General features: G+C 62.7%; 12 protein-coding genes. 9 read left to right on the top strand and 3 right to left on the bottom strand.

The genetic code is table 11. The features are described 5' to 3' along the window. Window positions 1-10 precede the first annotated feature (10 nt). Genes Q8O80_RS01560 through Q8O80_RS01585 form a run of 6 tightly spaced genes read left to right on the top strand, consistent with a single transcriptional unit; the run spans window position 11 to window position 6,353 of the window. Window positions 11-985 carry an ABC transporter permease gene (locus Q8O80_RS01560; protein ID WP_305576208.1) on the top strand — a complete coding sequence of 325 codons (975 nt, stop codon included), beginning with the start codon at window positions 11-13 and terminating at the stop codon, window positions 983-985. Beyond that, window positions 982-1,887, top strand: a complete 906-nt coding sequence (locus Q8O80_RS01565; protein ID WP_305576210.1) for an ABC transporter permease — start codon at window positions 982-984, stop codon at window positions 1,885-1,887. The genes Q8O80_RS01560 and Q8O80_RS01565 overlap by 4 nt, the downstream gene beginning before the upstream one ends. After that, window positions 1,884-2,858 (top strand): ABC transporter ATP-binding protein, encoded by a 975-nt coding sequence (locus Q8O80_RS01570; RefSeq protein WP_305576213.1) that lies wholly within the window; start codon window positions 1,884-1,886, stop codon window positions 2,856-2,858. Before Q8O80_RS01565 ends, Q8O80_RS01570 begins: the two co-directional genes overlap by 4 nt. Then, a complete protein-coding gene (locus tag Q8O80_RS01575; RefSeq protein ID WP_305576215.1) occupies window positions 2,855-3,859 on the top strand; it encodes an ABC transporter ATP-binding protein in 1,005 nt (334 codons plus the stop codon). Before Q8O80_RS01570 ends, Q8O80_RS01575 begins: the two co-directional genes overlap by 4 nt. Continuing rightward, a complete protein-coding gene (locus Q8O80_RS01580) occupies window positions 3,856-5,394 on the top strand; it encodes a carboxypeptidase M32 (RefSeq protein ID WP_305576217.1) in 1,539 nt (512 codons plus the stop codon). Before Q8O80_RS01575 ends, Q8O80_RS01580 begins: the two co-directional genes overlap by 4 nt. Continuing rightward, on the top strand, window positions 5,394-6,353 hold the full coding sequence (locus Q8O80_RS01585) for an isoaspartyl peptidase/L-asparaginase family protein (RefSeq protein WP_305576219.1): 960 nt from the start codon (window positions 5,394-5,396) through the stop codon (window positions 6,351-6,353). The genes Q8O80_RS01580 and Q8O80_RS01585 overlap by 1 nt, the downstream gene beginning before the upstream one ends. Window positions 6,354-6,595: 242 nt before the next feature. Here the strand turns inward: Q8O80_RS01585 and Q8O80_RS01590 are convergent, their stop codons facing one another. The 3 genes from Q8O80_RS01590 to Q8O80_RS01600 are packed head-to-tail and all read right to left on the bottom strand — an operon-like array spanning window position 6,596 to window position 9,561. Continuing rightward, entirely contained in the window at window positions 6,596-7,351 is a 756-nt protein-coding gene (locus Q8O80_RS01590) for an ABC transporter ATP-binding protein (RefSeq protein WP_305576221.1), read from the bottom strand. Next, window positions 7,345-8,421, bottom strand: a complete 1,077-nt coding sequence (locus Q8O80_RS01595; RefSeq protein WP_305576223.1) for an iron ABC transporter permease — start codon at window positions 8,419-8,421, stop codon at window positions 7,345-7,347. Before Q8O80_RS01595 ends, Q8O80_RS01590 begins: the two co-directional genes overlap by 7 nt. Before the next feature lie 3 nt (window positions 8,422-8,424). Continuing rightward, complete coding sequence (locus Q8O80_RS01600) at window positions 8,425-9,561, bottom strand: ABC transporter substrate-binding protein (protein ID WP_371136073.1); 1,137 nt, start codon at window positions 9,559-9,561, stop codon at window positions 8,425-8,427. A gap of 104 nt (window positions 9,562-9,665) precedes the next feature. Between Q8O80_RS01600 and Q8O80_RS01605 the strand changes: the two genes are divergently transcribed. The 3 genes from Q8O80_RS01605 to Q8O80_RS01615 all read left to right on the top strand — a co-directional run. Continuing rightward, window positions 9,666-10,448, top strand: coding sequence for a class I SAM-dependent methyltransferase (locus Q8O80_RS01605; RefSeq protein ID WP_305576225.1), 783 nt, complete (start codon window positions 9,666-9,668; stop codon window positions 10,446-10,448). 165 nt (window positions 10,449-10,613) lie between these two features. Next, window positions 10,614-11,135: a ClbS/DfsB family four-helix bundle protein gene (locus tag Q8O80_RS01610; protein WP_305576227.1), complete on the top strand. Its 522-nt coding sequence runs from the start codon at window positions 10,614-10,616 to the stop codon at window positions 11,133-11,135. 186 nt (window positions 11,136-11,321) lie between these two features. Next, a partial coding sequence (locus Q8O80_RS01615; RefSeq protein ID WP_371136074.1) for an alpha/beta hydrolase family protein occupies window positions 11,322-11,747 on the top strand: 426 nt, incomplete at its 3' end.

The raw sequence follows: 11,747 nt of genomic DNA on the forward strand, positions 1-11,747 counted from the left end.
TTGGGTTTCCATGTTCGGCTTTTTCATCCAACGCATCGTTCAGGCCGCGATCGTCGTCGTGGCCATGTCGATCCTGGTCTTTGTCGGCGTCTATGCCATTGGCAACCCGATCGATGTGATGATCGATCCGGCCGCCACCCAGGAAATCCGCGACAACCTGATCCGCCAATATGGCTTCGACCGGCCGCTCTACGAGCAGTATTTCGTCTTTGTCGGCAATGTGCTGCAGGGCGATTTCGGCCAGTCCTTCATTTATCGCGTCCCCGTGCTCGATCTGATCTTCTCGCGCCTGCCCGCCACGTTCGAGCTGGCGCTGGGCGCCATGCTGCTGGCTTCTGTGGTCGGCATCCCGCTGGGCATCTGGGCCGGCTATCGGCCGCACGCCTTCTCGTCCAAGGCGATCATGACGCTGTCCATTCTGGGCTTCTCCCTGCCCACCTTCTGGGTCGGCCTGCTGCTGGTCATGACCTTTGCCGTGCAGTTGCACTGGCTGCCCTCGGGCGGCCGCGGTCCCACCAGCGACCTGCTGGGCGTGCCGCTCTCCTTTTTGACGCCGACTGGCTGGAGCTACCTCATCCTGCCCGCCTTCAATCTGGCGCTGTTCAATATGGGCCTGCTGATCCGCCTCGCTCGCGCCGGCACGCTGGAGGCCATGAGCTCGGATTATGTGCGCTTCGCCCGGGCCCAGGGCCTCAAGGAAAGCAAGGTGGTGGGCCTGCACGTGCTCAAGAATATCTCCATTCCGATCGTCACCGTGTTCGGCCTCGAATTCGGCTCCACCTTGGCCTTTGCCGTGGTCACCGAAACCATCTTCAACTGGCCCGGCGTCGGCAAGCTGATCATCGATTCCATCATGGTGCTCGATCGCCCGGTCATGGTGGCCTACCTGATCCTGGTCGTGCTGCTCTTTGTCATTATCAATCTCGTGGTCGATCTGCTCTATGGCGTGCTCGATCCGCGTATCCGCGCGAGGCGTTCCGCATGAGCCTGGTTGAGGACATTCAGGTCGAGACCTGGCGCACCCGGCTGGGTGATTTCTGGCGCGAATTCGCCGAGAGCAAGGTCGCGCTGGTGGCCCTCGTGGTCATCGTCGCCATCGTCTTCATCGCCGTCTTTGCGCCCTGGATCTCGCCGCAAAATCCCTATGATCTGGCACGGCTCGATCTGTTCGATTCCCGGCTGCCCCCCGGCACGGTGGGCTCGGGCGGCTATGTGCACATCCTGGGTACCGATGCCGCCGGTCGCGATCTGCTGTCGGCCATCTTCTATGGCCTGCGCATCTCGCTGCTCATCGGGCTGATGGCCGGCGCCTTCGCGCTGGTACTGGGCATGAGCATAGGCCTCGTCGCCGCCTACAAGGGCGGCCGTGTCGAGGCGATCATCATGCGCATCGTCGATCTGCAGCTGTCCATGCCCGCCATCCTGCTGGCACTGGTGTTGACCGCCATGCTGGGGCAGGGGCTCTGGCAGCTGGTAACGGCCCTGGTCGTGGCGCAATATGCCTATTTCGCCCGCACCATCCATGGCGCCGCCAGTGCCGAGCGCGACAAGGACTATATCGAGGCGGCCATCGCCACACCCCTGCCGGCCCACATCATCTTGCTGCGCCATCTGCTGCCCAATTCGCTGCCGCCATTGATTGTGGTGGCGACCGTGCAGGTGGCCAGTGCCATCGCGCTCGAGGCGACGCTGTCCTTCCTCGGCCTAGGCCTGCCGCTGACCGAGCCCTCGCTGGGCGCCCTGATTGCCAATGGCTTTCAATACCTGCTGTCGGGCCGGTTCTGGATCTCGGTCTATCCCGGCGTGGCCCTCGTCATCACCATCGTTTCCATCAATCTTGTCGGCGACCAGGTTCGGCATGTGCTTAATCCGAGGCGCGGCCAATGAGTGACGCCATTCTTTCTGTCGAAGAACTGCAGACCCATTTCTTCACCCGCGCTGGCGTCCTCAAGGCCGTCGATGGCGTGTCCTTTTCGGTCGGCAAGGGCCGCATTCTCGGCCTGGTCGGCGAATCCGGATCCGGCAAGTCGGTCACCGGCTATTCCATCCTTCGGCTGGTCGATGCCCCCGGCAAGATCGTCGGCGGTCGCATCCTGCTCAAGGGCAAGGATCTGGCAGCCCTCGACCCCGAAGCCATGCGCCGGACCCGCGGCGCCGTCGTCTCGATGATCTTTCAGGACCCGATGATGACGCTCAATCCCGTGCTCAAGATCGGCACCCAGATGGTCGCCGCCATCAAGGCGCATGTGAAGATATCGACCGCCGACGCGCGAAAGCAGGCCCGCGATGCATTGGCGCTGGTGGGTATTCCCGCACCCGACGAGCGGCTCGATGTCTATCCGCATCACCTCTCGGGCGGTATGCGCCAGCGCGTGGCCATTGCCATTGCCTTGCTGCACAAGCCCGCCGTCATCATTGCCGATGAACCGACCACGGCGCTCGACGTGTCGATCCAGAGCCAGATACTGGCCGAGGTGCGGCGGCTCGCCGACCAGACCGGCACCGCCTTTGTCTGGGTCACCCACGATCTGTCCGTGGTCTCGAGCCTGGCCGACGATATTGCCGTCATGTATGCCGGCCGCATCGTGGAATCGGGCGAAACCGGCGCCGTTTTGGCCCATCCCAAGCATCCCTATACGGCCGGCCTGATGGCCTCGGTGCCCAGCCAGGCCGAGCGTGGCCAGAAGCTGGTGCAGATCAAGGGTTCCACCCCCTCGCTCGCCCATCTGCCCGAAGGCTGCTCCTTCAGGCCGCGTTGCCCGCGCGCCACCGATATCTGCAAGACCATGCCGGCTCTGCTGCCGCTGGGCGACACCAAGGTGCGCTGCCACCATCCCATAGTGGAGCACGCGTCATGACCAAGGCCATGCTGAGCATCGACAATGCGGCCAAACGCTTCGTCACCCCGGCCTCGATGGGCGATCGCATCGCCCATGCCTTGGGTGGTCCGGACCGCACCCAGACCGTCCACGCCGTCACCGATGTCACCCTCACCGTCGCCAAGGGCGAAGTGGTGGGCCTTGTGGGCGAATCCGGCTGCGGCAAGTCCACTTTGGGCCGCATGATCTCGGGCATTTACGCCCCCAGCAGCGGCGCCATCGCGCTGGAAGGCACCCCGGTGGCCAAGATGGCTGGAAAGCGCATCCAGAAGCTGACCACGCGGGTGCAAATGGTACATCAGGACCCGTTCTCGAGCCTTGATCCGCGCATGCGCGTCGCCAATACCGTTTCCGAGGGGCCTGTCCACCATCAACTGGTCAGCGCCGCTGGTGCCGACGACAACGTCGCCGACATGCTGGTCCGGGTGGGGCTCGATGCCAGCACGCGCCGCCGCTTCCCGCATCAGTTTTCTGGCGGGCAGCGTCAGCGCATCGCCATTGCGCGCGCCCTGGCCATGCAGCCCGACCTGCTGGTGCTCGATGAGCCGGTTGCCTCGCTCGACGTCTCGATCCAGGCCCAGGTGCTCAACCTGTTCCTGGACCTGCGCCAGCAGCTGGGGCTGACGGCGGTCTTCATCAGCCATGACCTGGGCGTGGTGCGCCATGTTTCCGATCGCGTCGCCATCATGTATCTCGGCCGCGTTGTCGAACTGGCCGATACCGTGCCGCTGTTTGACCGCCCGGCCCATCCCTATACCCGTGCCCTGCTCGACAGCGTGCCCAAGCTAGGCGCCGGACGCGGTGCTTTCTCGGCGGTGGCCGGCGAAATTCCCTCGCCGCTCAATCCGCCACCCGGCTGCGCCTTCCATCCCCGCTGCCCCTTTGCCGGGCCGCGCTGCAGCGTCGAACGCCCTATCCTCAAAGCCGGCGACAACACGCCCGGCACCGTTGCCTGCCACCTCTATGACGGTGGCACATGAGCCTGATGTCCATGACCCACTATGATCGTTTCAACGCCCGCTTCGGCGCGGTCAACGACGTGCTCAATGCCGTCAATGTCCTCAACTGGGATGCCCGCACCATGATGCCGGCCCAGGCCAGCGCCACCCGCTCCGAGCAGGTCGGCACGCTGACCGAGCTGGCCCGCGACATCATCGTCTCGACCCAGAGCCGCGAGCTGACCGCTGCGGCGGCAGAGGAAACCGCGCATCTGCCGGAAACCGCCGCCGAGCGCCGCGCCGTGCTGCAGGCCCAGCAGGCCATCGATTTTCACACCCGCGTCCCGGGTGAACTGGTCAAGGCCCGCGCCGCCCAGCATTCGGTGGCCAATGACGCCTGGATTGCCGCCCGCAAGGCCAATGATTTTGCGGTTTTCGCGCCCCATCTGGCCGAAATGCTGCGCCTCTCCAAGCTCTATGCCGATGCTATCGGCTGGGAGGAGCATCCTTACGATGCCCTTGTCGGCCTATATGAGCCGGGCGAAACCGCCGCGAGCCTCAGCACCCTGTTCGGCGCGTTGCGCGCCGGCCTCAAGCCCATCTATGACGCCGCCATTGCCCGCCCGGCGCCGCGCAGCGATTTCCTGTTCCGCGCCGTGCCGCCCGAGCTGCAGCGCAAGTTCGCCGCCCGCATGTCGGAGGCCTTCACCTTCGACAACCAGCGCGGCCGCCTCGATATTTCCGTACACCCGTTCGAAGTGTCCTTCACCCGCAACGACGTGCGCCTGACCACCCGCTATCGCGAAACCTATATGCCCATGGCCCTGTTCGGCACGCTGCACGAAACCGGGCACGGGCTGTATGAGCAGAACATCGATCCGCGCTATACCCGCTCGGTTCTGGCCACCGATCTCATCGGGCTCTATGCCGTCGGCGGCACCAGCTTTGGCGCCCACGAATCCCAGTCGCGCCTTTGGGAAAACCATGTCGGGCGCAGCCGCGGCTTCTGGCAGCGCCACATGGCCGATCTGCAGGCCGATATTCCGGAGCACTATGATGACGTCACGGCCGAGGAATTCTACCGCGGCGTGACGCGCGTCTCGGCCGGCCTGACCCGCGTTGAGTCTGACGAAATGAGCTATGATTTCCACATCATGCTACGGGTCGAGCTCGAGCAGGCCATGCTCGATGGCAGCCTGGCGGTCGCCGATGTGCCCGGCGCCTGGAACGCGGCCATCAAGCGCGATCTGGGGCTCGACGTGCCCGACGATCTGCAGGGGTGCCTCCAGGATATCCACTGGTCGGTCGGCTATCTGGGCTCGTTCCCCACCTATACGATCGGCAATATTACCGCCGCCCAGCTGATGGATACGGCACGCACGACGGCGCCGGAGGTCATCGGCGCTACCGAAGCGGGCAATTACGCGCCCCTGGCAGGCTGGCTACGCGACAATATCTGGCGGCACGGCAGGTGCTTCTCGCGCGACGAGCTGCTGACCCAGGTCACCGGCCGCCCGCTCGAGATCGCCCCCTATCTGGCCTATCTCACGGCCCGCTACAACCAAGAGGAAAACTGATGGCAAGCCTGGTCATTCACGGCGGCGCGGGCACCATCCCGCGCGCCAACTTCACGCCCGAAAGCTATCAGGCCGCCCGCGACGGTCTGGCCGATGCGCTGCGCGCCGGCTGGGCCGTATTGGCCAGGGGCGGGCTGGCGGTCGATGCCGTCGAGGCGGCGGTCGTCGCGCTCGAAGATCATCCCAGCTTCAATGCCGGGCACGGCGCCGTGCTCAATGCGGCGGGCGATCATGAGCTGGACGCGGCGATCATGGACGGGCGCCAGCGCATGGCCGGCGCCATTGCCTCGGCCCGCGCCATCCGCAATCCGGTGCGCGCCGCCCGCCGTGTCATGGATGCCAGCGATTGCGTCCTGCTCTCGGCTGCCGGCGCCGACGCCTTTGCCCGCGAGCAGGGCCTCGACATGGTCGAGCAGAGCTATTTCACCACGTCCCTGCGCCAGCAGCACTGGCTGCGGGCCGAAGAAGAAAAGGCCGGCCTGCTCAAGCGCGAGCGCAGCGAGGCCGAAAAGCACGGCACGGTCGGCGCCGTCGCCTTTGACGATGCGGGCAACCTGGCCGCTGCCACCTCGACAGGCGGCTACACCTATAAGCGCGTCGGTCGCGTCGGCGACACGCCGATCATCGGCGCCGGCACCTATGCCAGCAATGGCGTGGTTGCCGTCTCCTGCACTGGTCTGGGCGAATATTTCATCCGCCGCGGCACCGCGCACGACATTGCCGCCCGCATACACTATGCCGGCGAAAGCCTCGCCACCGCCACGGCGGCCGCCATTGCCGACCTGACCGAGGACAAATGCGGCGCAGGTTTGATCGCGGTGGATGGCATGGGCAATATCGCCATGCCGCATAATACAGAAGGCATGTATCGCGGTTCGGTCACTGCAGACGGCGTCGCATCGGTAGGCATTTATGTCGACGACTTCGCGAAGCTGGAGAGCTTTGCCGCAGGCCTGTAATTGAACAGACCGCCTGACCATGATCGTGCGGTCGGAACGATCCCAATACGCTTTGTGTGCTGGCACGGCCACAAATCCGACATCCTCCATTCGGTGGATGCCGCCAGCGTGCGCACGCAATCAAGTGAACTTGGATAGGGCGCACCAGAACGGCCAGGCATCACGCCATCAAAGTCGTCGTGATCTTTGGTAGGCGGTCTGAACGGCTGAAAAGGGGCGCATTCCGGGTGGCTGACAGGGCGCTAAGCGGCGACGCCGTCGACGATGACGTGGTCGAACTGGCGCGAGCATTTTTCGATGCGGGCGTCGACGCCGTAGACCTGGCGCAGCATAGCCGGGGTAACAACATCAAGCGGATCGCCACAGGCCCGCATCCGGCCATCGGCGATGAGCAGGACCTTGTCGGCAAAGCGCAATGCCTGATTGAGATCATGAATGGCGATCAGGACGATCATGCCTTTTTGCCTGGCCTGAGCATGCATGAAGCTGAGCACCTCGACCTGACGGTGTAGGTCCAGCGCGCTGGTCGGCTCATCCATCAGCATCACGTCGGGTTCGCGCACCAGTGTCTGGGCCACTGACACCAGCTGGCGCTGTCCGCCACTCAGGGCACCCAGATCGCGGAAGGCGATGGGGGTGATGTTCAGCGCCTGCATCACATGGTCGATGAAGCGGAGATCTGCATCGTCGACAGACCAGGCGCTGCCCTGCTTGCGCGCGAGCAGAATGGATTCGTAGACCGTCAGCACCGCATTGGCCGAGGTGTCCTGCGGCATGTAGCTGATGGCCTTTTTGCCTTTGTCCGTTTCGGTCAGCCGGATACCGCCGGGCCCCTTCAACAGGCCGGCAATGCGCTTGAACAGGGTCGACTTGCCGGCGGCATTGGGGCCGATCACGGCGACGATTTCGCCACCTTGCAGCGGCGGAGTGGAGATGCCTGAAACGGTGAGCTTCTTGCCGTAATAGGCACCGAGATCGTCAAGCTGAAGGGCTACCATGACCGCCTCACATTAGCGAGAATGAGCGAAATGAAGAAGGGCACACCGACCAGCGCCGTGATGATGCCGATCGGAAAGACGACGCCGGGAATGATCGACTTGGAAACGATCGAGGTCACCGACAGCAGCAAGGCGCCGGCCAGCACGGAACCCGGCAGGAAGAAGCGCTGATCCTCGCCCAGGATCATGCGGGCGATATGCGGGCCGACAAGGCCGACAAACCCGATGGTGCCGACAAAGCTGACCGGTACGGACGCCAGCAGCGAAACGATCAGCATGGTTTCAAGTCGGACATAGCGGACGTTGACACCAAAGCTGGCAGCCTTGTCTTCGCCCAGCCGGATGGCAGTAAGCGCCCAGGCATTGCGGGCAAACAATGGCAGCGCAATCAGCAATACGGCCAAGGTAATCCAGATCTTGGGCCAGGTCGCCTTGGTAAGGCTTCCCATGGTCCAGAACACGACCTGTGACAGCGCCTGTTCGGAGGCGAGATACTGCACGAAGGCCAGTAGCGCATTGAAGGTGAAGACGAGTGCGATGCCGAGTAACACTACAGTTTGCACCGTGACGCCCCGGGCCTGCGAGACGAAATGGATGAACAGCGTTGCGCTCAGCGCCATGATGAAGGCATTGACCGGCACGATCAGCCCGGCGGCGACCGGCAGCAGCGGCACCGTGGTGACAATGCCCAAAGCTGCGCCGAAGCTGGCGGCGGCGGAAATGCCCAGGGTAAAGGGACTGGCCAGTGGATTGGCGAGAATGGTCTGCATCTGCGCGCCGGCGACGGACAGGGCTGCGCCCACGACCACGGCCATGACGGCGACCGGCATGCGGATGTCCCAGACCACGGTGCGCACTTGCGCCGAAACGGCCTCGGGATTGAAAAGGGCCAGCACGACCTGATCGAGGCCATAGCGGGCTGGCCCCCAGGCCAGGTCAACCGCGATGGACAGGCAGAGCGCCACGCTCATGGCGGCCAGGATGAGCAATTTGCGACGGGTCCGGGCGCGGTATTCACCGCGCCCGTCGACTGCCGCTCCCGTCAGGATGGTGATGTCAGCGGCCGCCATGATCTACTCGTCGGCCTTGAGGGAAATCCAGGCGCCCGGTTCATAGGCGATGGGCAGGAAGCGGTCATAGAACTCCTTGAAGGTGGCATCGGCATCCACATCGGCGAACAGGTCCGGGTGGAACCACTTGGCCATTTCCTGGATCGCCACGAATTGGTAGGGGCTGGTATAGAACTGGTGCCAGATGGCGTGAACGTCGGCGTTTGCGACGGCGGTCGAGCCGACAAAGGTGGGCGCATCCACCACGGCCGCTAGGGCGGCGCGGCTGGCATCGGCGTCATCGGCAGCCCCGGGTCCCACGCTGACAAAACTGGCCGCATTGTTGGAATTACGCCAGTCCGAACCCGTCACCACGATGATATCGGGATCCGAAGCGATGACCTGTTCGGGATTGATCGAGCCGGTATAGCCGGGCAGGAAATCCGAGCCCAGATTATGGCCGCCGGCCAGCTCGACCATCAGGCCGAAATTGTCCGGACCAAACGTACCGCAGCATTCCACCAGACCCGCGGCGCGATACATGAAGACGTTGGGACGCTGGGGATTGTTGTCGGCGATGACCTTGGCAACCGCGTCCATCTTGTCCTGCCAGAAGTCGGCGACTTCGGCAGCGCGGGCTTCCTTGCCAAACAATTGCCCCAGAATGTGCAGGCTCGGCACGGTATTGTCGATGATGTGCTCGCGGAAGTCGACATAGACGATCTTGACGCCGATGCCGGAGAGCATCTCTTCGAGCTTGACCTCATCGGCCGCCGTCTTGTTGCCGATCGGCAGGATGAGCACGTCGGGATTGAGCGTTACGACAGTTTCGGTCTGCAACGTGCCGTCGGTCAGATTGCCGAGGAAGGGCAGATCCTTGGCCTCGGGGAACTTTTCCGCATAGGCGTCAAAGGAGACCTGGTCGGTCGTCCACAGATCGTTGCGCCAACCCACGACATGGGCAAAGGGGTTTTCCGTTTCGATGGTGGCCAGCGAGTAGAGCATGCGCCCTTCGCCCAGGATCGCGCGTTCGACGGGTTTGTCGAACGAGACCTCGCGGCCGGCGACATCGGTAACGGTAAAGGCCTGGGCGAAAGCGGGCACGGAGAACGATGCCAGCCCCACGACAGCCGAAATGAGCATCAGACGCGAAATTTTCATTTTGATGTCTCTTAGAAACTTGATAATGGTCGTCACCTATTAAAGATGATCGCAGTTATCAAGATTTATCTTTTAGAGTTATTCCAAGGTGTTACGGGGCAAGCATGACCGAGTTCGGGGCAAACTATTCTATCCGCGATGAAATCCGCGACTTCTGGTCGGAGCGGGCGGCCACGTTCGATCAAAGCGTCGGACACGAGATTTTCTCGGAAGCGGAGCGGCGCGGCTGGCATGGGCTGATCCGCAGGCATCTGGGGGAGGGCAAGGGTCGTGCTGCGCTGGACCTGGCCAGCGGCACCGGTGTGATCTCACACTTGATGAATGATATGGGTTTCAAGGTCACTGGCGTTGACTGGTCCGAGGCCATGCTGGAACAGGCGCGCGCCAAGGCGAAACAACGCGGCACAGATATCCGCTTCATCATGCGCGATGCCGAGAACACGCAGGAGCCGCGCGGCAGCTACGACGTGATCACCAACCGGCACCTGGTCTGGACGCTGGTCGACGCGCCTGCAGCTTTCCGGGAGTGGTTTGAGCTGCTCAAGCCCGGCGGCAAGCTCCTGATCGTCGACGGCAATATGGGGCGCAAGAGCTGGGTAACACGGCTGCGCCTGGCATTCGGTGGCAAGGCGGGACATGGCAATCTCGCGCCAGGCATGTCGGAGCGGCTGCAGCGCATCCGCGAACAGGTGCATTTTTCCGGCGACATGCCAGCTGAGGCCGTGGTTGCAGCGCTGGTGGCCACGGGCTTTGTTCACCCGGTAATTGATCGTCGGCTTGGTGCAATTCACTGGCCCCAGGCCCGCAAGATGCCGTTCTGGCGGGCCTTGGAACGTCTGAGCCAGGATCGCTTCGCAATTTGCGTCACCAAGCCCGAAATTTCATAGCACACTGCATTGGTTCGGCGCGGGCGGGGAGGCGATCTTTGCACAACCGTATTAAGGACGGATTCCGACTCCATTTCGGCCCTTCGTACGCTTGATCGCGACATCACCAGACATAGAACTTGGACAAAGCGCGCTGCAGTTTTGCCCGCGACAAGGCAGGAAAACATGGCTGTTCCGACGAACAAAGACGAATTGCTCGAAGCGATAAATTCAAGCTTCGATAAGCTCAACAAAGGGCTGCACGACGTGCCGCTATCGGTGGTCGATCAATGCAGCTTGGAAGGCCATGTGAAAGGGACCCAGATTAGCGTTGCCAATCTCGTCGCCTATCTGGTGGGGTGGAATGAGCTGGTCCTGAAATGGCTCGATCGAGACGCGGCGGGCGAGCCATTCGATCTACCGGAAACCGGGTTCGAGTGGAATGAGCTCGGCCGCCTCGCTCAGAAGTTCTATCGCGACTATGAAAGCGTCCCTTTTCCGCAGCTTATCGAGCGTCTGGCTGGGGCAAAGGCGCGGATTGTCTCGCTGATCGAGACGCGTAGCGATGACGATTTATACGGCCGCCCCTGGTACGGCAAATGGACGATGGGGCGCATGATTCAGTTTAACACCTCATCGCCCTACGCCAATGCACGCGGGCGGCTGCGGAAGTGGCTGAAAGCAATGGGCGCGTCGCCCAACTCCTAAATCCGCGAAAGAACCACTGGCATTAATTCTCCGTACTGCTCTCCGTCACGAATACCAGTTCACAAATACGACAGGAGCAGTTTCTTGCGACAGAACAACCGTGTTCCTGCCGGCGGCAACCGACCCCGTTTCGGCCGATTAGTCGAAGTGGTATCTGCGACGTAAGCAGACATCGAGGCCGGCTCAATGAAACTCCAAAAATCCTTCATACCTTCAAGTGAGCCTGGCGTTGCTCTGGAGATCGTCACCGCGAAGCCCAGCGGAGAAGGTCCGCATCCAACCATTGTGTTCCACCATGGCTCCACTGGGAATGGTCGGAACAAATCGCTCTACACCAGAACGGTGGCTCCTGCGGTCGTGGCAAACTACTTTGTCGAACGCGGCTGGATGGCACTGTTCCCGCAACGAAGGGGTAGAGGGAAGTCCGGCGGTGTATATGGGGAAGGGCTTGATGCAGACGGCTCGGGCTATTCCTGTGACGTTGAAATCGCGATTGCAGGCTTCGAGCGAGCAGTTGAGGACGTCGATGCCGTCGTCGACCATCTGCACGGCCGAACTGATGTGGACAAGGAAAGGCTTCTCATTGGGGGCGTTTCGCGCGGAGGTATCTTG

Origin of the sequence: Devosia sp. (assembly GCF_030689745.1) — a bacterium.
Classification (GTDB): domain Bacteria; phylum Pseudomonadota; class Alphaproteobacteria; order Rhizobiales; family Devosiaceae; genus Devosia; species Devosia alba.